Source organism: Acinetobacter legionensis (assembly GCF_048551735.1).
Classification (GTDB): Bacteria; Pseudomonadota; Gammaproteobacteria; order Pseudomonadales; family Moraxellaceae; genus Acinetobacter.
Window position 1 is genome coordinate 52,723 of record NZ_JBIMBV010000005.1, and the last position, 24,854, is coordinate 77,576.

At 38.5% G+C, this 24,854-nt stretch carries 18 protein-coding genes; 12 read left to right on the top strand and 6 right to left on the bottom strand.

What is annotated here, in order from left to right; translation table 11 throughout:
• Window positions 1-2: 2 nt before the first annotated feature.
• The gene (locus ACG9ZL_RS05945; protein WP_336951802.1) at window positions 3-1,628 is read right to left on the bottom strand and encodes an NAD+ synthase; all 1,626 of its coding nucleotides are present in this window, start codon (window positions 1,626-1,628) and stop codon (window positions 3-5) included.
• A gap of 384 nt (window positions 1,629-2,012) precedes the next feature.
• Window positions 2,013-2,522, bottom strand: a complete 510-nt coding sequence (locus ACG9ZL_RS05950; RefSeq protein ID WP_336951801.1) for a hypothetical protein — start codon at window positions 2,520-2,522, stop codon at window positions 2,013-2,015.
• Window positions 2,523-3,238: 716 nt separating this feature from the next.
• On the opposite strand from ACG9ZL_RS05950, the gene ACG9ZL_RS05955 reads away from it, so the two are divergent.
• The 4 genes from ACG9ZL_RS05955 to ACG9ZL_RS05970 all read left to right on the top strand — a co-directional run bounded on the left by ACG9ZL_RS05955 (window position 3,239) and on the right by ACG9ZL_RS05970 (window position 8,205).
• Complete coding sequence (locus tag ACG9ZL_RS05955) at window positions 3,239-4,195, top strand: metal-dependent hydrolase (protein ID WP_336951800.1); 957 nt, start codon at window positions 3,239-3,241, stop codon at window positions 4,193-4,195.
• Between the two features lie 375 nt (window positions 4,196-4,570).
• Entirely contained in the window at window positions 4,571-5,524 is a 954-nt protein-coding gene (locus ACG9ZL_RS05960; protein ID WP_419359408.1) for a metal-dependent hydrolase, read from the top strand.
• Between the two features lie 27 nt (window positions 5,525-5,551).
• The gene (locus tag ACG9ZL_RS05965; RefSeq protein WP_336951798.1) at window positions 5,552-6,397 is read left to right on the top strand and encodes an SDR family NAD(P)-dependent oxidoreductase; all 846 of its coding nucleotides are present in this window, start codon (window positions 5,552-5,554) and stop codon (window positions 6,395-6,397) included.
• Between the two features lie 281 nt (window positions 6,398-6,678).
• A complete protein-coding gene (locus tag ACG9ZL_RS05970; protein WP_419359506.1) occupies window positions 6,679-8,205 on the top strand; it encodes a flavin-containing monooxygenase in 1,527 nt (508 codons plus the stop codon).
• A 38-nt stretch (window positions 8,206-8,243) separates the two neighbouring features.
• On the opposite strand, the gene ACG9ZL_RS05975 is transcribed toward ACG9ZL_RS05970, so the two are convergent.
• The gene (locus tag ACG9ZL_RS05975) at window positions 8,244-8,933 is read right to left on the bottom strand and encodes a DUF2306 domain-containing protein (protein ID WP_419359409.1); all 690 of its coding nucleotides are present in this window, start codon (window positions 8,931-8,933) and stop codon (window positions 8,244-8,246) included.
• Window positions 8,934-9,139: 206 nt separating this feature from the next.
• On the opposite strand from ACG9ZL_RS05975, the gene ACG9ZL_RS05980 reads away from it, so the two are divergent.
• A complete protein-coding gene (locus ACG9ZL_RS05980; protein WP_419359411.1) occupies window positions 9,140-9,808 on the top strand; it encodes a YARHG domain-containing protein in 669 nt (222 codons plus the stop codon).
• A 36-nt stretch (window positions 9,809-9,844) separates the two neighbouring features.
• Window positions 9,845-10,495 carry a hypothetical protein gene (locus tag ACG9ZL_RS05985; protein ID WP_419359413.1) on the top strand — a complete coding sequence of 217 codons (651 nt, stop codon included), beginning with the start codon at window positions 9,845-9,847 and terminating at the stop codon, window positions 10,493-10,495.
• 324 nt (window positions 10,496-10,819) lie between these two features.
• On the opposite strand, the gene ACG9ZL_RS05990 is transcribed toward ACG9ZL_RS05985, so the two are convergent.
• The 3 genes from ACG9ZL_RS05990 to gltA form a co-directional block, all read right to left on the bottom strand.
• Entirely contained in the window at window positions 10,820-12,622 is a 1,803-nt protein-coding gene (locus ACG9ZL_RS05990; RefSeq protein WP_419359415.1) for an aminopeptidase P family protein, read from the bottom strand.
• Window positions 12,619-14,187, bottom strand: a complete 1,569-nt coding sequence (locus ACG9ZL_RS05995) for a peptide MFS transporter (RefSeq protein WP_419359417.1) — start codon at window positions 14,185-14,187, stop codon at window positions 12,619-12,621. The genes ACG9ZL_RS05990 and ACG9ZL_RS05995 overlap by 4 nt, the downstream gene beginning before the upstream one ends.
• Before the next feature lie 257 nt (window positions 14,188-14,444).
• Window positions 14,445-15,719, bottom strand: a complete 1,275-nt coding sequence (gltA, locus tag ACG9ZL_RS06000; protein ID WP_309285271.1) for a citrate synthase — start codon at window positions 15,717-15,719, stop codon at window positions 14,445-14,447.
• Window positions 15,720-16,787: 1,068 nt separating this feature from the next.
• On the opposite strand from gltA, the gene sdhC reads away from it, so the two are divergent.
• From sdhC to odhB, 6 genes are all read left to right on the top strand, one after another.
• The gene (gene sdhC / locus ACG9ZL_RS06005; protein ID WP_336951791.1) at window positions 16,788-17,186 is read left to right on the top strand and encodes a succinate dehydrogenase, cytochrome b556 subunit; all 399 of its coding nucleotides are present in this window, start codon (window positions 16,788-16,790) and stop codon (window positions 17,184-17,186) included.
• Window positions 17,186-17,551 carry a succinate dehydrogenase, hydrophobic membrane anchor protein gene (gene sdhD, locus ACG9ZL_RS06010; protein WP_336951790.1) on the top strand — a complete coding sequence of 122 codons (366 nt, stop codon included), beginning with the start codon at window positions 17,186-17,188 and terminating at the stop codon, window positions 17,549-17,551. The genes sdhC and sdhD overlap by 1 nt, the downstream gene beginning before the upstream one ends.
• 12 nt (window positions 17,552-17,563) lie before the next feature.
• Window positions 17,564-19,462 carry an FAD-binding protein gene (locus ACG9ZL_RS06015; protein WP_336951788.1) on the top strand — a complete coding sequence of 633 codons (1,899 nt, stop codon included), beginning with the start codon at window positions 17,564-17,566 and terminating at the stop codon, window positions 19,460-19,462.
• A gap of 14 nt (window positions 19,463-19,476) precedes the next feature.
• A complete protein-coding gene (locus tag ACG9ZL_RS06020; protein WP_004717284.1) occupies window positions 19,477-20,187 on the top strand; it encodes a succinate dehydrogenase iron-sulfur subunit in 711 nt (236 codons plus the stop codon).
• Between the two features lie 611 nt (window positions 20,188-20,798).
• Window positions 20,799-23,636: a 2-oxoglutarate dehydrogenase E1 component gene (locus ACG9ZL_RS06025; RefSeq protein ID WP_004717282.1), complete on the top strand. Its 2,838-nt coding sequence runs from the start codon at window positions 20,799-20,801 to the stop codon at window positions 23,634-23,636.
• Window positions 23,636-24,847: a 2-oxoglutarate dehydrogenase complex dihydrolipoyllysine-residue succinyltransferase gene (odhB, locus tag ACG9ZL_RS06030; RefSeq protein ID WP_105713590.1), complete on the top strand. Its 1,212-nt coding sequence runs from the start codon at window positions 23,636-23,638 to the stop codon at window positions 24,845-24,847. Before ACG9ZL_RS06025 ends, odhB begins: the two co-directional genes overlap by 1 nt.
• Window positions 24,848-24,854 lie beyond the last annotated feature (7 nt).

Below are 24,854 nucleotides of genomic sequence, written 5' to 3' on the forward strand. Positions count from 1 at the left end.
GCTTATACACCTGCTTTCCAGCCATTCACAATCGGATAACGGCGTTCACGGCTAAATGCACGTGAGCTGATACGCGGTCCAATTGAACCTTGACGACGTTTGTATTCATTACGGTCAACAAGCTGAATGACTTTTTCCACGATTGCACGTTCAAAACCTTTGGCAATGATGTCTTCTTGGCTTTGTTCTTCCTCAATATATGCATATAGAATGGCATCAAGTACATCATAAGCAGGTAAAGAGTCTTGGTCTTTTTGATCAGGACGAAGTTCTGCTGATGGTGGACGAGAAATAACCCGTTCAGGAATTACAGGCGTTTCAGAAATACTGTTACGGTACTTAGCCAATTCAAAAACAATAGTTTTATAAACATCTTTGAGTACAGCAAAACCACCTACCATATCGCCATACAGTGTGCAGTAACCTACAGAAAGCTCAGACTTATTGCCTGTTGCAAGCACAAGGTTACCAAACTTATTGGACAAGCCCATAAGCAATGTACCACGTGCACGTGCTTGAAGATTTTCTTCAGTTGTATCCGCAGGTGAGTTACCAAAGAATGGGAACAAGGTCTGCATAAAGCTATTTACGATAGGATGAATTTCGGCAATGCCAAAAGTAACACCCATACGTTTTGCTTGTTCAGTGGCATCTTCCACACTAATTTGTGATGTGTAAGTAAAAGGCATCATCACGGCTTGAACTTTATCTGCGCCAATCGCATCAACTGCAATTGCCAAGGTTAAAGCTGAGTCGATACCGCCTGATAGTCCTAAAATCACACCAGGGAAACCAGAGCGTTGTACATAGTCGCGTGTTGCTAAAACCAAAGCTTGATAGATCTCAGCCATAGTGTTTAATGCTGGCGCAGCTTCAACCACTTGATAGGCTTTGTTTTCTATTTGGTAGTCAGCAAAGTAGAGATCTTCTTTAAAGCTTGGTGCTTGTAACGCAACTTCACCTGAATGGTTAATGACAAAACTGGTTCCGTCAAAAATAAGATCATCTTGACCACCCACTTGGTTGATATAAACAACATTGAGGTGAAGCTGTTTTGCCAATTCTTTTAACGTTTCAATACGATGTTGTGGTTTACCTACTTCATATGGGGAAGCATTCAATACTAGAACACTTTCCACATTAAGTTGAGCAAGCTGTTGAACAGTATTTAGAGACCAGACATCTTCACAAATGAGTACACCAAATTTATGACCTAGATACTCAAATACAAGATGTTGATGGCCTTCATTAAAATAACGTTTTTCATCAAAAACGCTGTAATTAGGAAGGTTTTGTTTGTTATAAACACCTAAAACTTGACCATCTTTCATCACTGCAGCAGCATTATAGCGTTGACCATCATCAGTAAGATTGGCAAAACCAAATACCATCACAATGTCTTTAACAGTAGACAGTTTTTCGAAAGCTTGTGCTGTACGCTTTGCTAGGCTTGGGCGTAAAAGCAAATCTTCGGCAGGGTAACCGATTATAGAAAGTTCAGGGAAAACAACAATTTCAGCATTCTGTTTTTTTGCATCATTGGCTTGTTCAATCATTTTCTGAACATTTGACTCAATATCACCAATGAACGGAGAGAATTGCGCGAGAGCAATTTTAAAACTTTTCATTTAAACCAAATCCTATTCCAATAGGGTAATTTATACACAAATTGTTGATTTTTAAAATGTAGTTATTCAACATAAGTATATAGATATCACAGAAATTGCCAAAGGGCGAAACTATAAAATCATTAAAAATCATCAAAAATCTTTATTTTCTTGCAAGGCAAAAATTTCAGACATTGAGTATTTTAACTAAAAAAACGTCAGAAGCTAGTGATTCATCAAGTTTATTCAGTACACCATCAATGACCTCATGAATTTAGAGTATTTCTTTTATAGAAACTAGTGATTTTTCATTATTTTTTTGGATTTTATATTGGGAAAGATCAGCTTTAAATATTTTTTGTGAAATACATCACTTTATTTGTTTGAATTAGCATCAAAAAGCAATTAAATAGAAGAGTTGCCTGAATTTTTATTCAGAATAATATTTTCAATTCGATTTAAATAAATATCTTTCGCAATATCTCCTTGTTGTTCAATATTATAATCAAAATAAGGTTTTCCTTGAATCAGAGTGTAGCGATAAGGGTTGTATTTACCAAAACTTAGATAGAGTGCGGATTGTAAAATAGCACCTTTGAGTAATACATTTTCTTGACGCTGATATTGATAAACATGGGCCATTTCATGAATAAAAACAGCTTGATAACCCAAGCTCATACAGGAAAAGTCTTCACAATAGTCTGCATCTTTTAAGTGAATATAGCCATTGGGCGCCATCAAAATCCCAACAGGCTGCCACGGTAAATAAGGATGATTCATCACCTTGACTTGGCTGTAGTCAATTAAATCTCCAAATACACTTTGGCTAATACGAATTTCGCCATCTGTCAATTTTCGATATTTGAATTGATCCAATTGGAGAAGCTGTACAAAGCGCCAAATGAAATTGAACATTGTTTAATTTTGTTCTGTTTAAAGAGTACATCATTAAGTTTAGCACTGATTCAGTTTGACCCAAAGATTAACTGTGACTCAGTAACACCATGATAAAAGAAAATGTCTGTTGTTTTTATAGGCTGAAATGAACTTTTTATTGATAAATCTTCATTTGACTGGTTTTAGTGATTCAGAGAATGTAATTGTGTGGGTGACTAAGTATCTCTTAATGATTTCACTCTTTGTAAATCACAATAAAAGGGAAGCGGGTATAGTTTAAGCAATGCGTAAATCAACAAAGTCACCTGTCTGTTTCAGCGTTTATAACTGTTACGCTTTATTGCAAATTGAGACATCCAAGATTTTATATAAGTGGTGATTTTGTCATATGTAGCTTTATAACAATTTAGAATTCTACAGTTTAATATTCTGCCTATTCTTTTCAATTCTTTTGCTGGTTCAGCATACCTAATATTTAAATCATGATGTCAGCATGTCAAAAGTGATGATTTATCCACAAAGGTCATTATTTATCAGTAGAGGCAATCTCCTCTCTTATTTGTCAGACACTTTATTGAATAGTCATAAATTGCCAATGGATTGACCTGAAATGTCAGTGGTATTTGAATCAAGATGACTTACTTTTTCAAACATAAATATGATTTTTACTTGAAATGTGAATTTGTACTGGTTTCAGTCAAATCCTTGCTCCGTAAATAACCAATGGGTGCTATATGTTACTTGCTAAGCCTGTCAAAAAAGTGTTTGCAAAAGCTTTTCCAAGCCGATTGCCTGATTTAAAAGATCAGATTGCAAATATTCCGATTCGTCACTTCAATTTTAAATTTAGCTCGGATGAAATGGATGTTAAATTTTTTATGCAGAAAGAGTGGGCAAGTGCTTATTTTGCAGCGCTGTCAATTTTTTTGACCTATGGTGAAGAGTTAGTGATTGAAACTGCACGACATCATCGTGATCAAATACAAGATCCTGTTTTAAAACAGCGTTTGACTAGTTTGATTGGGCAAGAGGCAATTCACTCAAAAGTCCATGAAGAATACAATGAAACTATGATTCCAAATAATTTGCCAGTGCAGTTGTATCGGTTTTTAGCAGAACAGGTTTTTAATCATACTTTTTTAAAATTCCCACAACCTTTAAAGCTCTCAATGATGGCTGGGATTGAGCATTTCACAGCTGTCTTTGCTCAATATGCCATGACTCATCAAGACATCTTTAATCATTCTCTCGATGAAAAGACACGTGCTTTATGGTTATGGCATATGCTGGAAGAATCTGAGCATAAAGATATTGCTTATGATACTTATCAAGTGCTGTCTGCAAACTATCCATTACGAGTTTCGGGATTCTTTATTGCGCTGATTACTTTGGGTTTAGGCGTAGGTGCTGGCGCATTGATGTTGCCATTTTTACGACGTCCAATGAATACCTTTAGTCTAAGTTTTTGGAAAGAGGCAAAGGGCAGTTGGGATTTATTATTTAGTCGAGATAATGGTGTTTTTGGTAGCAGTTTAGGTCATATTTTTGATTATTTACGTCCAGACTTTCATCCTAATGATCATGATACAACTGAGCTTTTAGACTATTTCAAAAAAGAGTTACTTGATCCTGAAACAGGTACACTCACCCCTTATTTTGTTAAAGCGTTTACACCTGCTTTACGGGTGTAATTCTATTCAGTCTCTGCGTTCAACATTCTATTTAATATGAAAATGATGTTGTAGATCAATACTGAGCTTTTTCATCAATTTTTTGAAGGAAAAGCTTTTTTTAAAGCTGTGATTCTAACCAAGCATCTCATAAAAATTGTTTTTAAGGGACATACTTTATCAGTGGAGGCAACTTCTCAAAGTGATTGTCTGACAATTATATAAGGTTGTCATAATTTGCAAACCGAATGAATGCATGTGCCAATGGTAATTGACAAGGCTTGTCGTAATTTTTAGCCATCAAAGTAGAGTTTTTACTCAAAAGGCGATCTGTAAGTCATCAGCATTAAGACGATGAAATGGATTGCCATATTAAATGAATAAAGAGTACCAGCTATGTTCGCAAAGCCACTTAAGAAAGCCGTAGCCAAAGTTTTTGATGCGGCACCATTCAGTCTGGAAAATCAAACGCCGATTATTCCAATTCGACATATGAAGTTTGATTTTGATCCAGAGCAAGTAGATCACCGATTTTATATGGATGCAGAATTGGCAAGTGCATATTTTGCATCACTGTCGATTTTTTTAACCCGAGGTGAAGATCTCGTAATTGATACTGCACGTTATCATCGTGATTTCATAACCGATCCATTATTAAAGCAACGTGTTACCTCACTGATCGGTCAAGAGGCTATTCATTCAAAGATGCATGAAGAGTTAAATGATGCTTATTTAATTCGTGATTTGCCAGTGAAACTCTTTCGTACTTGGGCTGGCTGGGCATTTGAATATGGGTTTGAGCGTCTTCCACAACCAATGAAATTATCATTGATGGCAGGCATTGAGCATTTCACGGCGGTACTTGCAGAATACATGATGAATCATGAAGAAGTGTTCTTCCGTTCACAAGACGAAAAACAACGGGCAATTTGGATGTGGCATATGCTTGAAGAGTCAGAGCATAAGGATATTGCTTTCGATGTGTTTCAAGAATTATCCAATAACTATTTATTGCGTATTGCAGGATTCTTTCCCGCATTGATCACAATTTTGGTGCTGATTTCAGCTGCATCATTTTTAGTGCCTTTCTATCGCAATCCTAAGAACTTGATTAGCTTACGTTATTGGAAAGAAATTCCATATAATTTTCGCCTTATCTTTGGCTTAAAAGATGGGGTCTACGGCAGTAGCTTTAAGCATATTTTTGATTATCTGCGTCCCGATTTTCATCCAAATGATCATGACACATCTGAATTTCTGGACTATTACAAAGAGAAACTGCTGAATCCAAAGACAGGGCTTCTTACGCCATATTTGACGAAAGAGTTTTATCCTGCATTGCGTTCATAAAACCTAAAAGAGATGGATTTAAAGTTTATGGGAATTTTTTCTAAAAAAGTTAAGCCGAGCTACAGTGCTTATGCAGTTGTGACAGGCGCAGGCAGTGGCATTGGACGTAGTTTTGCAATGGAGCTTGCAAAACGCGGAGGAACAATTGTTTGTGCTGACATAAATTTGGATGCAGCCAAAGAAACTGTCAGTTTGATTGAATCAGGAACGTCAGCAAAAGCATTTGCTGTGCAATGTGATGTTGGTGTGAAAGAGCAAGTAAAAGAACTTTCTGAACAAGCCGAAAAATTAATGAATCACCCTGTAAGCCTGATCATTAATAATGCGGGTGTGGGGTTGGGCGGTAAGTTTGATGAAGTTTCACTGGAAGATTGGCAATGGTGTATGCATGTCAACCTCTGGGGGGTTATTCATGGTTGTCACTATTTTGTTCCTCAGTTTAAGCAACAAGGTTATGGGGCTATTATCAATGTTGCTTCAGCTGCGGGTTATACAGCAGCCCCCGAAATGACCGCTTATAACGTGACCAAATCCAGTGTGCTGGCATTGTCAGAAACTCTTTCAGCAGAACTTCGCGGTGACAACATTCGAGTGAATGTGTTGTGTCCAACATTAGTGCCTACAAATATTATGAAAAATGGTCGTTTGCCTGGTCATTATGCGGGTTTAGCAGATGATTTATTGATGAATCATGCATTTACCACCAGTGATCAGGTGGTGGTTAAAACCTTAAATAATTTGGATGCAGGCAAGCTGTACACCATTCCTCAGCCAGATGCAAAACTGTTTTGGATATTAAAACGTGCATCACCCGCGTTATATGCCAAAGCGTTGGGTATTGGATATCCATTATTTAACAAATACATCAAATAAGCTGCGAGTAGATCAAAATGACAACAGAAACAACTTTAGCTAAGCTACCTGAAGAGAACAGCGTAGAGCAAAAATCAACCCAAACTACAGTTGAAGATATTAAACAGGTGACTCAACCGAATATGGCACAAGATAAGTCACTTGCAGCAAAACAGCTTAAAGAAAAAGCGTCAGTTCAGAAGCAAGCCGAGGCAAAGACTGTTACAAAGCCAGCGAAAGAAAATACCGCTAAAGCTGAAGTCCAAACTCAGTCTAAAGCTAAAAATAAAGCTGATACTCAAATAGCGTCTACCTCTGAAAAGCTTGAACAGCCCACAGAGAAAAGTGCTCCAACAACTCAGCAGAAAGATGCTGTACATGTATATGACACCATCGTGGTTGGTGCGGGTATTTCAGGGATTGCTGCTGCTTATAAAATGAATCAAGCAGGTTATAACGATTATGTGGTACTTGAAAAAGCCAGTCGTGTGGGGGGAACATGGCGCGACAATAATTATCCGGGCTGCGGTTGTGATGTACCCTCAGCACTTTATTCATTTTCTTTCTCACCAAGCCATAAATGGAGTCATTTATTTGCCAAGCAACCAGAAATTCTAAGCTATTTAGAAGAGGTGGTGGAAAAATATGACCTTGGTGAGAAAATTGAATTTAATAATGAATTAATCAGTGCCAAATGGGATGAAGCACAACATATTTGGCACTTAGAAACCTCTAAAGGTCAATATCAATCAAAGACAGTGATCTTTACGACAGGACCGATTACTGAGCCTGCTTTGCCGAAATTAAAAGGAATTGAAAGTTTTAAAGGTGAAATGTTCCATTCAGCACGTTGGAATCATGATTATGATTTAACGGGTAAGCGTGTTGCAGTGATTGGTACAGGGGCTTCTGCAATTCAGTTTATCCCACAAGTACAACCTTTAGCGAAACAGCTGATCGTATTCCAGCGTACAGCACCGTGGGTACTACCCAAGGCGGATATGGAGTTAAACGAAACGGCTAAAGGGATCATTTCTCGATTCCCAATCATTCAACAAACTTGGCGTAATAGCATTGCACAGATTTTAAATGGGATTAACTTTGGATTGCGTAATCCTAAAGTATTGGAACCTGTTAATTTCCTAAGTAAGCAATTACTCAAACTACAAATTAAAGATGAAACTTTGCGTAAAGCAGTGACACCGAACTTTACTATTGGATGTAAGCGCTTATTGTTTGCAAACAATTATTATCCAGCACTACAACAAGATAATGTGAATCTGATTGCACATGGTTTGGTTGAAATTGATGGAAATACAGTGGTTGCAGCAAATGGTGAACGTCATGAAGTGGATGTGATTATTTGGGGAACAGGCTTTGAAGTTTCACATCCTCCAATTGGTAAACGAGTTTATGACAGCAATGGTCAAGTACTTGCTGAGCGTTGGAAAAATAGTTCACCTGAAGCATATTTGGGTGCGAGTATTGAACATGTACCGAATGCGTTCTTGGTCCTCGGTCCAAACATTCTGGTATATGATTCATTTATTGGTATTGCGGAAGCACAAGTCGGCTATATTGTTGATGGCTTGCTAAAAATGCGTGAGCAAAAATTCACTCGCTTTGAAATCAAAGCGGATGTGCTTGCACAGCATAATAAACGTTTGCAGAAACATTTAAAAACCACTGTATTTAATGCGGGTGGGTGTAAGTCTTATTATCTGGATGAAAATGGTCGTAACTTTGCAGCATGGCCATGGTCATTGCAACAATTACGTAACCAATTAAAACAACTAGATTTAAACCATTATAGTGTGAGTAAAAAATAAGTTTAGTATTCAATTGCTGTACACTTTTTATGCGAGCCCTAAATTGATTTAGGGCTTTTATTTTTTTGTCTTGTGCGACGATGTAATCCAAAAATAATGATTTCAGCTAGGATTAGATTGACCACCCAACCTAACCAAGATTCTAACTGATAGATGTGAATTGGGGTTAACCAATCAAAATAAGGTTGTAACTCATAAAGCACGATTTTCCATGTCCTTAAGCTCAGCGCTGAAATGCTCAGTGCAAAACTACGGATCATCCAGTCACGGTGTAAAATCCAGCGCTTTTTCAATAAAAAGTATAAAGCGGATAGGGTGGTGATCGCCCAGAGTGAACTTAATAAGACAAAGCTGATTTGTGTGGATAACCCTCCAGCCGCTGAAAAAGCTAAAATTAAGCCACTGGGTAAAGACAGCCCCAAAATGGTGATGATGTAGAGCCAACCACTCCAGCGATGAATTCGGGGATAACGCGTGCGAAAGACACGGAAAAACTGTGTAAATCCAGCGATGAGTACAAAACTACTGCTGATCACATGGATTTTAAAAGCCGCCTGCCAAGGTTGAGTATTGACTACATCTTGCTTTAACAAGAGAAAATGCTGATCAGTTTGCCATGGGAAATATTGTAGACATATTGCGACCATGAGATAGCATAAATAAGCATAGATCACGAGTGAAATTAGACTCAAGCTTGAATATGCCAAGTTAGTTTTTGTTTTGTTCATCACTGCTTATAATGGAATGGTGATTGAGAAATTATAGTGGAAGATAGGTTGAAACAGCATATTTATGTTCGGGTATGGCATAGATTTTAAAATAAACCACAGAGAATCCTGATTTATTTATCTTAAAGTAGATCACAAAGCAAACAATTTAATCTAAAATCAATGTGAAAATGCATCCAATATCTTCATAACAAATAGGTATAACAATGAATAAAAGTTTAATCACACTCGTTGGATTAGGAATGATTGGTTTCCAGAATAGTTATGCACTGGATATTCAACAGTTGCAAAAATCTTGGTCTGGAAAATATGATGAGCAGAAAATTGCTGTTTTCATCCAATCTATCGATCGTAATCAGGTCAAAGGCTATAGTGTTCTTGGTAAAAATAAACAAAATTTCTCAGGGGAAGTACAGACAACTTCACAAGGCTATAAAATTACCGCAACAGAAAGTGGCGCTAAAGCAAGTAGTGGTGTGTTTACCTTTACTGTAAAACAGAATCAACCGAATGTGTTGGAGTCTAGTTGGGAATCTACAACGGCTAAGGTTAAACCAAAATATTTTGATTTAAAACCGCAACAGTGTCGCTATCAAAAAGATGTCGGTGATTATCCAGTTGCATCACAACGTTTATTAAAAGATGAGGATCTACAAATTCCTCCTGAAGAACTAGACTGGATGCGTAATGAAATTTATGCGCGTCATGGTTATTCATTTGCCAATAAAGAGATTGCCTCTCAATTTGCTAACGATAATTGGTATATGCCATGCAGTACTAATGTTGAAAATCAATTAACTCAGATTGAAAAGACCAATATCCAACGTATTAAAAAAATTCGCCCGTATATGGCGAAAATGGAATGGGGTCGTTAAGCACACAATCAATCACAAAATCTGAGAGTTTATCTTATGCTTCACTATCCTTCAGTTCGATTGAGTATTATGGTTTTTGTTTTAAGTTCATCTGCCCTAAGTTTTGCAGCAACACCTACAGATCAAGCAGTGATCAACAGTATAACGAACCTAAACGCTTCTCAAGCTACACCCGCCAAAGCGATAATGATTGATTATATGAAAGAGGTTCGTTTGTTGTCAGGAGAGCTGGCTTATCTCTCTGGTGTAACATTTGAAAATGCAGGACGAAATTTTTGGGGAGGCTATATATTGACTCGCCCAAAACTAAAACAATCTCGAATACTTGAGTTCGGTGGTCAAGCCAATGATTTCACAGTACATACGGTGCAATATCGAGCAAAACCAATGGATTTGATTGAAATAGAATCTGCAGGCTCGGGTCAGGGGCAAGTTTCCCAGACAACTGATTTAGTCTATTTTGATGGATGGAAAGCTAAAATTATTGTAACTGCTGAATCTTCGAGTGATCCGGGGCGTTTTAGTGAGAAGTTGGGTGAGGAAGATTGTAAAACGGGTGGGGAAATTGTTTCAAGTTTAAAGATTTTATCCGCCAGCAATGAAGTGATTAAAACTATTCAATCATCCAATGCGTGTAAAAATGCAAAAGTTACAACCAAAACGGAAAAAATTAAAATCGTACTATAAGTACCCGTGTTGATTGCAGTGCTCGGTGATTCGATTAGATGGGATTCACTTTTTCCATCTCTGAAAAATGAAGCATCATCTGTGCAAAGTAATTAAACTTAAAATGTAAGGCAGGGTAGTCACAGCATTCATATCACCGTCCGATATATTCGACGGTTAATTTTATTATTGAAGATAAACGATATTTTGTTGTATGTGTTTTCCATAAACTCACTATGCTAAAAAGTGCAGAATTTTATCTTTATTATATGCATCAATGGTATATAGATTTTCAAAAAAGCGCACAGTCAAAAGGCTCTGCGCTTTTTTGATTGATATGAAGAGTTAAATAGCTTGGGTGTTTTCATTTAGCCAGTTTAAAACATCACCTTCTAAGTGAGCTGCTAATCGTTCTCTGACTGTTTGATGGTACTGATTTAACCATGCTTTTTCATCATCATTTAACAACGTTAAAATAATACAGCTTAGGTTAATTGGGCACAGTGTTAATGTTTCGAATTCTAAAAATTGGCCATAGGTGGTATCTTCAAAATGCTTAATTTTGTTGACGACAAGATTCTCAATTCGAATGCCGTACTTGCCTTGATGATATAAACCAGGTTCATTGGAAGTAATCATCCCTTCGCGCATCTTAGTGGATGGTGTGACTGGGGCATAATATGAAATCACTTGGGGACCTTCATGAACATTCAATGCATAGCCTACACCGTGACCTGTACCATGACGATAATCCAAACCATATTTCCACAGGGTTTGACGTGTGATCGAATCTAAAAGAGGTGATGCAATGCCTTTTGGGAAAACAGTTTGAGCAAGCGCAATATGACATTTTAATACAAGTGTATAATCGCGCTTTTGTTCCGCGCTTGCGGTGCCTATGGGAACAACACGGGTAATATCTGTGGTTCCTTCATCATATTGTGCGCCTGAATCAATCAAAAGCAAACCATCACCACTAATCTCGCTAAAGCTTTCTTCGGTGGCACGATAGTGGGGTAATGCGCCGTTGGCATTAAAGCCTGCAATTGTCGAGAAGCTTAATCCAATAAAACCTGCTTGTTGTGCGCGAAAGCCTGAAATTTTTTCGTCGATGGTGAGTTCATTGATCGATTCTTTATCAGCCAATGCGTTATCTAGCCAATGAAAGAAATGACATAGGGCAACACCATCTTTGGTCATTGCACTGCGTATATGGGTAATTTCAATAGGCTGTTTTTGCGATTTAAATAAGGTGCTTGGATTAATGTCATGGACTAAATGACTTTGCTGCTCAATGGCCTGTGCAGATGAAATTGAGACTTTAGCTGGATCAATTAAAATATTTTGTTGTTTAAGTTCGGCCAAAAACTCGATGCTTGCGTTATAAGATAAGATTTCAATGTTATCCAAAGCAAATCTTTGCTGCATTTCATTTGAAAGTTTTGCAACATCAATAAAAAGCACAGTTCGAGAATGGTCAATATATAAGTACGCTAAGAACACGGGGTTATATTCAACATCACGCCCCCTACAATTCAAAATCCAAGCAATATCATCGAGTGCAGAAATAAAATGCCCCGTTGCTTTTTTCTGAATAAGTTTGTGACGGATCGCTGTTATTTTTTCTAAGCGTGTTTGGGCATTTAAATCATCTGCCATTTGCCAAATGGGTTGTAGGGGCAGTGCTGGCCGTTCAGTCCAAATTTCATCAATTAAATCTAAGTCTGTTTGAATGAAGAAATTGTGTTCTATTGCAAGCGCTGATAATGCGCTGTATTGTTGAGTTGAAATGGTATTTCCATTGACAGAGATTTTTGCATCTTTGGCTAAATGTTGTGAAAGCCAAGCCAAATGTGTTGAAGCAGGATCAGGTGTCTGCTTTTGTAAAACGTAACCTGTATTTTCCAGTTGCTGTTCAGCTTGTACCCAATATCGACCATCTACCCATAAACCTGCGAAGTTTTGAGTGACTACAATTGTGCCGACTGAACCTGTAAAGCCTGTTAGCCATTGGCGTATTTTCCAATAATCAGGTAGATATTCTGACATATGTGGATCTGCACTCATGGCGATAAAAGCATCCTGCTGATATTTCTTCATAATTGTACGAAGGTTTTCTAATTTGTTGGCAGGTGACAAACTGTTCATACTTTTTCCAATTGCATATCAATAGATTTTTGAGAGGGGGTCGATGTTTGATTGAGTAATTTACGAATCGGTTTTCTCATTAACCATAGAACGAGTGCGCCAAGAAGTAAAGCGATGACACATCGCACAAATAGCAAGGGTAATTGGTCAACTTCATGGATTGAAACATGACCACCGATTAAACCTGCCATCAAGTTTCCTAAAGCAGATGCTGTAAACCAAAGCCCCATCACTTGCCCACGAATTATGGTTGGAGCAAGTTTAGTCATCGTTGAAAGACCAACAGGGCTTAAGCATAATTCACCTAGTGTTAAAAGCAGGAGGCTTGATGCGATCCATAATGCAGAAACAGTTCCACCATTTTGGGTGATCAAGTAACTGGCAATGCTCATCACGAGGAAACCACCCGCAGCGAGGAGTAAAGCAATAATAAATTTGGTGATATAGCTAGGGTCACGATTTTGTTTGCCTAATTTAACCCAAAGCCATGCGATGATCGGTGCGAAAATAATAATGAAAAGCGGGTTAATCGATTGAAACCAAACTGCGGGTATTTCAAAGCCAAAGAATTGGCGATCTGTAAAGTCTTGGGCGAAAAGATTGAAAGATGTTGGTTTTTGTTCAAATGCTGACCAGAAAAGTGCAGCGGTGATGAGTAAAATAAAACAGATGATGATTTGTTTTTTCTCAGTATTATTCAAACCAGCAAAGAGTAATAGGTAGCTGAAATATAAGGCAATACAAATACAGATTGTGATCGTGAAATATGTGGCGATTTGAATTGGATTGATGTTAACTATGCCAAGAGAAACTAGACCGATAATCAAGCCAACAACGGCAATAAAACCTATGATCATTTGGGGTGCTTTAGGATTGTAATGTACAGGACGAGCCCAGTTATTTTCATTGCCTTGCACATGATTAAATTGTTTTAATTGAGGCACAGTTATTAACTTAAAAATCAGTAATGCGATTAACATTCCAAGGCCACCAATTCCGAACCCCCAGTGCCAACCATGTTCTTTAACCAATAAACCAGTCAATAGTGGAGCAATCAACGAACCTAGATTAATTCCCATATAAAAAATGGAAAATCCTGCATCACGCCGTGAATCTTGAGCCTGATATAAAGTGCCAACAATGACGGAAATACAGGTTTTAAATAAACCAGAACCGATCACAATCAAAACTAAACCAAAATAAAAAAAGAAATGCCCAAATAAAGCTGCCAATGCAATGGATAGATGTCCAAATGCGATGATCAGTGAACCGTACCACACAGCGCGCTCCTGACCGAGATAATTGTCAGCAACCCATCCACCCAATACGGTCATTAAATACATACTGCCTGCAAATAAGCCGACAATTGCTGATGCTGTTGGGTGATCTAAACCGAGACCGCCATCAGCAACTAAAGCCGCCATATAGAGGATTAATAAAGGGCGAATACCATAATAGGAAAAACGTTCCCAAAGCTCGGTAAAAAATAAACCTTTTAAAGGTTTAGGGTGACCAAAAAAAGCTTGATCTGGGTCGTGCATTTGCTTGGATAAATGTTGAGGCATCTTCAAGTCCTTTGAAAATGTATGATTAAAAATTTTTAAACAATATATAAAATAAAGTTATTTGTTGGGTGTTTTTTAAAGTAGTGATTTGTAAGCTTTATAGTAAAAATATAAATTTCATTTTCTATGCTTATTATTGATATTGTTATGGCTTGATTTTAAATAAATTTTAAAATAAAAAGGTTATACCAATTGGTATAAATATATAATAAAAAACCACCCAGAAGGGTGGTTCTTCAATGTGAATGCGTAACGAATTAACGTTTGATATCGCGTTCAGTTTCGCCAGTATAAAGCTGACGAGGACGACCGATTTTGTACGGACCGCTGTGCATTTCTAACCAGTGGCTGATCCAACCAACTGTACGTGCAAGCGCGAAGATTACCGTAAACATTTCAGTTGGGATACCAATCGCTTTAAGGATGATACCTGAATAGAAGTCTACGTTCGGGTAAAGTTTACGTTCGATGAAGTACGGATCGCTTAATGCAATACGTTCAAGTTCCATTGCAAGCGCAAGTTGAGGATCATTGATACCAAGTGCACTTAACACTTCGTCACAAGTCTCTTTCATTACTTTTGCACGTGGATCGAAGTTTTTATAAACTCGGTGACCGAAGCCCATAAGTTTAACTTCTTTAGTTTTTACTTTTTCCATGAACGGCGCAACATTTTCTACAGTGCCGATTTCATCGAGCATCTTAAGAACAGCTTCGTTTGCACCACCATGCGCAGGTCCCCAAAGTGCAGCAATACCCGCAGCAATACATGCATAAGGGTTAGCACCTGTAGAACCAGCTAAACGTACTGTAGACGTTGATGCATTTTGTTCATGGTCAGCATGAAGCGTAAAGATACGATCCATTGCTTTAGCAAGAATAGGGTTAACTTTGTAGTCACGATCTGCTGGAGTAGCAAACATCATGTACAGGAAGTTTTCAGCGTAGCTTAAATCATTACGTGGGTAAACGAATGGTTGACCAACAGTATATTTATAAGTCCAAGCCGCAAGGGTAGGAATCTTAGCAATTAAGCGAACTGCAGTAATTTCACGGTGATCAACGTTTTCAACATCAAAACCGTTGTGATAGAACGCAGATAACGCACCAACTACACCGCACATAACCGCCATAGGGTGAGCATCACGACGGAAACCATTGAAGAAACGGCTAACTTGATCGTGAACCATCGTGTGGTTGCGGACTTTGTTTTCGAAGTCTGTTTTTTGTTCAGCAGTTGGAAGCTCACCGCTTAATAATAAATAGCAAGTTTCTAAGTAAGAAGCTTGAGTTGCAAGTTGAGCAATTGGATAACCACGGTGTAAAAGAACGCCTTTATCACCATCAATGAAAGTGATTTTAGACTCGCAAGAAGCTGTCGCCATAAAACCAGGATCAAAAGTAAAGTGACCTGAAGCCAACACATCCTTAACGTCGATTACATCTGGGCCCAATGTGCCGCTGTAAATTGGTAATTCAATTTTTTTGCCATCAAGCTCTAGAACGGCTTTCTTGCCAGTTGCTGCAGACATTCAATAGATCTCCTGTCCTGGTGGATATTTTATCTAACTTGCTGAGTCATCTTGTAATGTACAAGTCAGACGGATCAAAAATTGCTATTTAGCTTAGTGAGTACTGAAATTTTGTCAATTATACTTATGGATGAAAAAATGATGTTTTCATCAGTAGTTAGTCTAACTTTAACCAGTAAGATTGATCATTAAATTTCAGAGTCGGTCAGTATAATAAGGTAAATTCTAAAGAAGGTGCAGAAAAATAATTGTGATTGCTAGACAGGAAATGGCATTTTTGACCAATATTTTGTAGCTTTTGTAAGTTGGTAAATGCATTGTTGCTGTTTTAAAACCATCTGAATTTCACGACTTACCTAGCTTTTGATATTATTTTTGTGTAAAAAACATCCAAATAAGATGATGAAATATTTATTTTCATTTTAATGCTTAATTGATTAAAAAATAGTTTTTATTGAAGCTTTTAAAGTATAAAAAATAATCGAATTAGCATAAAAATAGATATTTGATTGCCTGATGAATAATCAAATATGACAAAATCTTGAATCTAAATTGTGAATTATTCACAAACTAAGTCTTTATTTCTTATTACAAAGCTTTCAGTCAAATCACTGAATTAAATGATACCCATTTAAAATGGGAATAAAGGACTATTTTAAAATAACATGTTGGGTATCTAAAAAAATTTAACAACGTGAAAGAAAATAAAAGCGCAGATAAAATTAACCACAGGACGATTTTGTCCGTAATGTTGTGCTTTAGTCTAAATTTATAAAAATAATATAAGTCGTAATTATGTATAAAAGTAATATGTTTAATTATCATAAAAAATAAAGAGATAGCCCTTAAAAGCCTAGATGGGTGTTCTACTTTATTTTTTAAATAGCTGTAAATGATTCTTATTTGAGTGTTTTTTAAAGAAAAAGCCAATTTCGATGGTTTGTATTTTGACAGTGCACGTTTTATAATTCAGTGTCGTTTAAAGTTCAGGCAATTTATTTGTCTGACAATGCTAGCTTTCCTTCGAATTAATTCCAACAAACTCCGGATGGAGTTTTTACTTACAGGATGCCCGCTGTGAAAAGCAACAGACCTGTCAATTTGTCCATGGGTCAAGTTTTAGATGTAAACTTAAAATCCCCTGTGGCTATTGCATCAATTCTACACCGTCTATCAGGTGTCATCGTATTTTTACTCGTACCGGTACTTTTGTGGCTTTTAGACAAGTCTTTGTCTTCGCCTGAAGGCTTTGCTCAAGTTCAAGCAATCTTTGGTGGCTTCATTGTACGTTTCATCGTATGGGTATTTGTCGCTGGTTTATTGTTCCATTTTATTATGGGCATTAAACATTTACTTGCTGATCTAGGCTTTGCGGAAGAGTTACAAAGCGGTCGCATAGCAGCAACTATTGCATTAATTTTGGCTGCGATATCAGTTGTCGCATCATTTGTATGGATCGTTCTCTAATGAAAAGTGCTACAGGTTTAACGGGGTCAGGTTCTCGTGATTGGTATATCCAACGCGTAAGTGCTGTAGTTCTAGCTGTTTATACTGTTGTCGTATTAGGTTGGATTCTGTGCAATGTCGGATTTAACTATGAGCAATGGTTTGGCTTTATGATGACACTTCCGATGAAGATTTTATCTTTATTGGCAGTCTTATCTCTTGTTGCGCATGCTTGGATTGGTATGTGGCAAGTATTCACAGACTATGTGACTACTCGTCAGATGGGTCCTTCAGCTTCAGGTTTACGCATCGTGTTAACTTCAGCAGTGATTATTGCTGTTATTGCATATGCGATCTGGGCAATCCAGATTTTTTGGGCGAATTGATAGGAAAATGTCATGGGCGCTTTAACCCCTAAAGAAGATTATTCAAATATTCCAAGCCAGTTCTTCGATGCAGTCATCGTTGGTGGTGGTGGTTCAGGTATGCGTGCTTCATATCAACTTGCTCAAGCAGGCTTGAATGTTGCAGTGCTAACTAAAGTATTCCCAACACGTTCTCATACTGTTGCGGCTCAAGGTGGTATTGGTGCATCGCTTGGTAATATGCAAGACGACAACTGGCACTATCATTTCTATGACACAGTAAAAGGTTCTGACTGGTTAGGTGACCAAGATGCAATCGAATTTATGTGTCGTGAGGCGCCTAAAGTTGTTTATGAACTTGAACACTTAGGTATGCCATTTGACCGTAATGCAGATGGTACAATTTACCAACGTCCATTTGGTGGTCACTCTGCGAACTATGGTGAAAAACCAGTTCCACGTGCCTGTGCCGCTGCCGATCGTACAGGTCATGCTCTTCTTCATACGCTTTATCAAAGTAATGTGAAAATGGGTACTCAATTCTTCGTTGAATGGATTGCATTAGACTTAATCCGTAACGAAGCTGGTGATGTACTTGGTGTAACAGCAATTGACCAAGAAACAGGCAAAATTGCTGTATTCCAAGCCAAAGCAACATTGTTTGCTACTGGTGGTGCTGGTCGTGTTTACCGTGCTTCTACCAATGCTTATATCAATACTGGTGATGGTCTTGGTATGGCAGCTCGTGCGGGTATTCCATTACAAGATATGGAATTCTGGCAATTCCACCCAACCGGTGTTGCTGGTGCAGGTGTATTGTTAACGGAAGGTTGTCGTGGTGAAGGTGCAATCCTTCGTAACAAAGATGGCGAACCGTTCATGGAGCGTTATGCACCAACTTTGAAAGATTTGGCTCCTCGTGACTTCGTATCACGTTCTATGGACCAAGAGATCAAAGAAGGTCGTGGTTGTGGTCCTAAAGGTGATTATATCCTTCTTGATATGACTCACTTGGGCGCAGATACCATCATGAAGCGTTTACCATCTGTATTTGAGATTGGTAAGAAATTCGCAAACGTGGATATCACCAAAGAACCAATTCCAGTTGTACCAACAATCCATTATCAAATGGGGGGTATTCCTACCAATATTCATGGTCAAGTGGTTATCCCTGAAACAGCGAAAAATGCAGCAGATTTCTATGCAGGTTTTGATAAAGCTGCAAATGAATACACAACCAACGGTACAATGAATTACACAGTGCCTGTAAAAGGCTTCTATGCGATTGGTGAGTGTTCTTGCGTGTCTGTACATGGTGCAAACCGTTTAGGTACAAACTCATTACTTGACTTGGTTGTATTTGGTAAAGCTGCTGGTGAACACATCATTGATTACGTGACTAAACATCACGGTGATGAATACCAGCCACTTCCAAATGATGTACTTATGAACACGTTGAAACGTATCAATCATTTAGATGATTCTACTTCTGGTGAAAATGCACAAGAAGTTGCGGATGCGATTCGTGATATCGTTCAAGACCATGCGGGTGTATTCCGTACTCAAGCATTGCTTGATGAGGGTGTTAAGCAGATTCTTGCGATTGAACCACGTGTACGTAACATTCATTTAAAAGACAAATCTAAAGTATTTAATACTGCACGTATTGAAGCCTTGGAAGTTGAAAACTTATACGAAGTAGCAAAAGCAACATTGATTTCTGCTGCTGCACGTAAAGAATGTCGTGGTGCACATACTGTTGTAGATTATGAATTGCCTGCTGATGATGAGCACTATTCATATGGTCGTCGTGATGATGAATGGATGAAACATACTTTATGGTATTCAGCGGATAACCATCTTGAATACAAGCCAGTACGTTACAGCCCATTGTCTGTAGACCCAATTGAACCTAAACCACGTACATTCTAATCGGGAGAAATAAGATGAGTAGAGGTACACGTACATTCGAAATCTACCGCTATGATCCTGATAAGGATAAAGCACCGTATATGCAGACTTTTAAACTAGAGTTGACGGACAAGCATCGTATGTTGCTTGACGCACTTTTAGCGTTAAAAGTTCAAGACGAATCATTAACATTCCGTCGTTCTTGCCGTGAAGGTATTTGCGGTTCAGATGGTGTGAATATCAATGGTAAGAATGGTCTTGCGTGTTTATGGAACTTGAACGATTTACCTGAAAAAATCGTCATTCGTCCATTGCCTGGTCTGCCAGTAGTTAAAGATTTAGTTGTGGATATGAATCAGTTCTACGATCAGTATGACAAAATTCATCCATTCTTAATCAATAATCAACCTGCACCACCAAAAGAGCGTTTACAATCTCCAGAAGAGCGTGAGCACTTAAATGGTTTATATGAGTGTATTCTTTGTGCATGTTGTTCAACGTCATGCCCATCATTCTGGTGGAATCCGGATAAATTCTTGGGTCCTTCAGCATTGTTGAATGCATATCGTTTTATTATTGATTCTCGTGATACTGCGACACAAGATCGTTTATCACGTCTTGATGACCCATTCTCATTATTCCGTTGTAAAGGAATTATGAACTGTGTGTCTGTATGTCCGAAAGGCTTGAATCCAACAAAAGCAATTGGTCATATTCGTAGCATGTTGCTCGATCAAGCGGGTTAATACGATGTGAAAAAAGGGCGTACATCTTGGGATGTACGCTCTTTTTTTATTGGATTTTTAATGAGATGGTTGTTTTTTGTTCGAGCGAGTGAAGGATAAGTTTTAAGCATTGAAAAAGTAGCAACAGACCCGATATAAATGGATGGATAATAATAGATTATTTCTTGTATGTATTTCGCTAATTTATAGGTGGTATGTGTCAAAAAAATCAATTGAAGTGACAGATCATGTTACGATTTAACAAACCACTATATGTGAAAAACACACCATATTTTTGGTACATTTTTTCTACATAAGTGTGATCCAGATCAGTTTATAAATAATTTTATAAGCAAAGTTTAGAACCGCTTTAGAAAAAGCAAAAAAGTCTTTGTTTTTTCTAAGTCGATTTGCAAAAAATTGCTCAGCTTCGGTTGAGTATATAAGTGAGTGATGATGCCATTGAGGGCGTTATGATTCATTGTATGCATTAGTAAAAGCTAATGTTTATAACGCCCCTTGGTCATGAGTATCTGATGGGTGAATGTCAATTTACCGATTTGGCATTATCAATCATGGGAGTGCTTAAAAAGCACCCTCTAATGTTTTTGCAATAGGAAATGGGTCCACAAATGCAAGAAGTTGCTGACGCATTGCGTCTTGATACTGAACTTTCCGCTGATAGTGCAGCGTATATTGAAGAGCTTTACGAACAGTACCTTTCTTCTCCAACCTCAGTAGGTGAGGATTGGCGTCAATATTTCGATAAATTCCCTAAAGGTGACCAACCGCACGGAAACATTCGTGAGCAATTCTTATTATTAGGTCGTAATTCAAGTCGTGTTCAGCCTGTTGTGCAAAGTGAAGTAAGTACTGAGCATGAGCGTCGTCAAATCGGTGTTTTGCAACTGATTGCAGCATACCGTAACCGTGGTCATCAAAAAGCGAAGCTTGATCCACTAGGTTTGGCTAAACGTGAAGATGTGCCAGATTTAGATCTTGCTGCACATGGTTTAACCAAGTCTGACCTAGATACAGTTTTCAATGCTGGAAATTTGGCGATTGGTAAAACTGAAGCAACTTTAGGTGAAATGGTTAGCGCAATGGAGGCAACATACTGTGCTTCTATTGGTGCTGAATATATGCACATTGTTGACACCAAAGAAAAACGCTGGATTCAACAACGTCTTGAAGGTGCACGCGGTCAGTTCGGTTTCTCGGCAGATCAAAAGAAACATGTACTTGAACGTTTAACTGCTGCTGAAGGCTTAGAAAAATTCCTCGGTAATAAGTATGTTGGTGCGAAGCGTTTTGGTGTAGAGGGTGGTGAATCTTTTATTCCAATGGTAAACGAACTTATTCAACGTGCAGGTTCTGTAGGTTGTAAAGAAGTCGTAATTGGGATGCCACACCGTGGTCGTTTAAACTTACTTGTGAACATTATGGGTAAAAACCCAGCTGATTTGTTTGGTGAGTTCGAAGGTAAAACTTTAGCTAAAAAAGGTTCTGGTGATGTTAAGTATCACCAAGGTTTCTCATCAAATGTGATGACACCTGGTGGCGAAGTTCACTTGGCTTTGGCATTTAACCCATCGCATTTAGAAATTGTTGGTCCTGTGGTTGAAGGTTCAGTTCGTGCACGCCAAGTACGTCGTAAAGACATTGGTGGTGATGACGTATTACCTGTAATCGTACATGGTGATGCTGCATTTGCTGGTCAAGGTGTCAACCAAGAAACCTTCCAAATGTCACAAACGCGTGGTTATACCGTAGGTGGCACGGTTCATATCGTAGTCAACAACCAAGTTGGTTTTACTACATCTGATCCACGTGATGCACGTTCTACTGAATACTGTACTGACATTGCAAAAATGATTCAGGCGCCAATTTTCCATGTAAATGGTGATGACCCTGAATCTGTATTGTTTGTTGCGCAATTGGCACATGATTTCCGTCATACATTCCGTAAAGATGTTGTGATTGACATGTTCTGTTATCGTCGTCGTGGTCATAACGAAGCAGATGAGCCAGCAGCAACACAACCAATGATGTATCAAGTGATCAATAAAAAAGCGACTACACGTACGCTTTATGCGGATCAATTGGTACAAGAAAAAGTATTAGATCGTTCAGATGCAGATGCTTTAGTTGAAAAATATCGTGAAGATCTTGAAGCAGGTAACCATGTTGCCAATGCTTTAGTGCTTGAACCAAATGACAAAATGTTTGTGGACTGGAAACCGTATCTAGGCCATGAATATACAGATGTTTGGGATACGACTTTCCCAATCGAACGCTTAAAAGAAATTGGTACGAAAATGCGCGAATTACCGGAAGGTTTCGTGATGCAGCGTCAAGTGTCTAAAGTGATCGATGAACGTTTGAAAATGCAAACTGGTGAAATGCCATTAAACTGGGGTGCAGCAGAAACTTTAGCTTATGCTTCTATCCTTGATGATGGTTTCTTGGTGCGTTTGACTGGTGAAGATGTTGGTCGTGGTACATTCTCACACCGTCATGCTAAGCTACATAACCAAGTTGATGGTTCGGTTTATATTCCACTGTGTCATATCAAAGAAAACCAGCCACGTACTGCAATTTATGACTCATTATTGTCAGAAATGGCTGTGCTTGCATTTGAATATGGTTATGCAACAACATTGCCAAAAAGTTTGGTCATCTGGGAAGCTCAGTTCGGTGACTTTGCAAACTGTGCGCAAGTGGTTATTGATCAGTTCATCTCATCTGGTGAAACCAAATGGGAGCGTGTGTGTGGTTTAACATTGCTTCTTCCACATGGTTATGAAGGTCAAGGTCCTGAGCATTCATCTGCACGTCTTGAGCGTTTCTTACAGTTATGTGCTGAAGAAAACATGCAAGTGATTACACCTACGACACCTGCACAGATTTTCCATGCAATGCGTCGTCAGGCAATTCGCCCAATTCGTAAGCCAATGATCGTGACTTCACCGAAGTCGTTACTTCGTCATAAACTTGCAACTTCAACTTTGGAAGAGCTTGCAACTGGTACATTCCAGACTGTGATTGATGAAGTGGATCAAATCAACAAACAAGATGTAACACGTGTTGTACTTTGTGGTGGTAAAGTTTATTACGACTTACTTGAAAAACGTCGTGAAGAAAACTTGAACATTGCGGTGGTACGTGTTGAACAATTGTACCCATACCCAGAAAAACGTCTTGCTGAAGTGCTTGCGACATATCCGAACATAAAAGAACTTGTTTGGTGTCAAGAAGAACCGAAGAACCAAGGCGCATGGTTATTCATTGCTCCTCGTTTATACGAAGGTGTAATGAAGTCTGCTCTACAAGTTCAAATTAGCTATGCAGGACGTGAAGCTTCAGCTGCACCTGCATGTGGCTCACCATATTTGCATGCAAAACAACAAGCTCAGCTCGTGAATGACGCACTTGCGATCGTAGCTGAACAATCAGGAGAATCTAAATAATGGCAACCGAAATTAAAGCACCGGTGTTCCCAGAGTCAGTTGCTGACGGAACAATTGCAACTTGGCACAAACAACCAGGTGAAGCGGTATCACGTGATGAAGTCATCTGTGATATTGAAACGGATAAAGTTGTTTTAGAAGTTGTTGCTCCTGCTGATGGTACTATCTCTGCAATCATCAAAAATGAAGGTGACACAGTTCTTTCTTCTGAAGTTATTGCGACATTTGAAGAAGGTGCTGTTTCTGGCGCTACTCAAACTCAAGCAGTTCAATCAGAAGAGAAAGTAGAACAAGCTGCGGCACAAACTCAAGCGGGTAATGCACCTGTTGTTGAACGTGCTCAAGTACAAGATCAAGCACCTGCAGTGCGTAAAGCTTTAACTGAAACAGGTATTGCTGCTGCGGATGTAGATGGTACTGGTCGTGGTGGTCGTATCACCAAAGAAGATGTTGCAAATCATCAAACTAAACCAGCTGCTGCTGTAACACCATTAAGCGTTGCAGTTGGTGAGCGTATTGAGAAACGTGTTCCAATGACACGTTTACGTAAGCGTGTTGCTGAACGTCTTCTTGCTGCTACACAGCAAACTGCGATGTTGACTACGTTTAACGAAGTTAACATGAAACCTGTGATGGAAATGCGTAAGCAATATAAAGATGCTTTCGAAAAACGTCATGGTGCACGTTTAGGCTTTATGTCATTCTTCGTTAAAGCTGTAACTGAAGCACTTAAACGCTATCCTGCGGTAAATGCTTCAATCGACGGTGATGATATTGTTTATCATGGATACTATGATATCGGTGTTGCGGTTTCTTCTGATCGTGGTTTAGTGGTTCCAGTATTACGTAATACTGACCGTATGAACTATGCTGAAGTTGAATCAGGTATTGGTGCGTATGCTGCAAAAGCACGTGAAGGTAAATTAGCAATTGAAGATATGACTGGTGGTACTTTCACAATTACCAACGGTGGTACTTTCGGTTCATTACTTTCAACACCTATTTTGAACCAACCACAAACTGCTATTTTAGGTATGCACAAAATCCAAGAGCGTCCTATGGCTGTAAATGGTCAAGTTGAAATTCTTCCAATGATGTACTTAGCGCTTTCTTATGACCATCGTATGATTGATGGTAAAGAAGCTGTAGGCTTCTTGGTAACTGTTAAAGAGTTACTTGAAGAACCAGCTAAACTAATCCTTGACCTTTAATTCTTTA

Coding starts and splice junctions, on each gene's coding strand:
- gltA (WP_309285271.1), bottom strand. CDS start 15,719: ATGTCTGCAGCAACTGGCAAGAAAGCCGTTCTAGAGCTTGATGGCAAA.
- ACG9ZL_RS05945 (WP_336951802.1), bottom strand. CDS start 1,628: ATGAAAAGTTTTAAAATTGCTCTCGCGCAATTCTCTCCGTTCATTGGT.
- ACG9ZL_RS05950 (WP_336951801.1), bottom strand. CDS start 2,522: ATGTTCAATTTCATTTGGCGCTTTGTACAGCTTCTCCAATTGGATCAA.
- ACG9ZL_RS05985 (WP_419359413.1), top strand. CDS start 9,845: ATGCTTCACTATCCTTCAGTTCGATTGAGTATTATGGTTTTTGTTTTA.
- ACG9ZL_RS06020 (WP_004717284.1), top strand. CDS start 19,477: ATGAGTAGAGGTACACGTACATTCGAAATCTACCGCTATGATCCTGAT.
- sdhD (WP_336951790.1), top strand. CDS start 17,186: ATGAAAAGTGCTACAGGTTTAACGGGGTCAGGTTCTCGTGATTGGTAT.
- odhB (WP_105713590.1), top strand. CDS start 23,636: ATGGCAACCGAAATTAAAGCACCGGTGTTCCCAGAGTCAGTTGCTGAC.
- ACG9ZL_RS05995 (WP_419359417.1), bottom strand. CDS start 14,187: ATGCCTCAACATTTATCCAAGCAAATGCACGACCCAGATCAAGCTTTT.
- ACG9ZL_RS06025 (WP_004717282.1), top strand. CDS start 20,799: ATGCAAGAAGTTGCTGACGCATTGCGTCTTGATACTGAACTTTCCGCT.
- ACG9ZL_RS05955 (WP_336951800.1), top strand. CDS start 3,239: ATGTTACTTGCTAAGCCTGTCAAAAAAGTGTTTGCAAAAGCTTTTCCA.
- ACG9ZL_RS05960 (WP_419359408.1), top strand. CDS start 4,571: ATGTTCGCAAAGCCACTTAAGAAAGCCGTAGCCAAAGTTTTTGATGCG.
- ACG9ZL_RS05965 (WP_336951798.1), top strand. CDS start 5,552: ATGGGAATTTTTTCTAAAAAAGTTAAGCCGAGCTACAGTGCTTATGCA.
- ACG9ZL_RS05975 (WP_419359409.1), bottom strand. CDS start 8,933: ATGAACAAAACAAAAACTAACTTGGCATATTCAAGCTTGAGTCTAATT.
- ACG9ZL_RS06015 (WP_336951788.1), top strand. CDS start 17,564: ATGGGCGCTTTAACCCCTAAAGAAGATTATTCAAATATTCCAAGCCAG.
- ACG9ZL_RS05980 (WP_419359411.1), top strand. CDS start 9,140: ATGAATAAAAGTTTAATCACACTCGTTGGATTAGGAATGATTGGTTTC.
- ACG9ZL_RS05990 (WP_419359415.1), bottom strand. CDS start 12,622: ATGAACAGTTTGTCACCTGCCAACAAATTAGAAAACCTTCGTACAATT.
- sdhC (WP_336951791.1), top strand. CDS start 16,788: ATGCCCGCTGTGAAAAGCAACAGACCTGTCAATTTGTCCATGGGTCAA.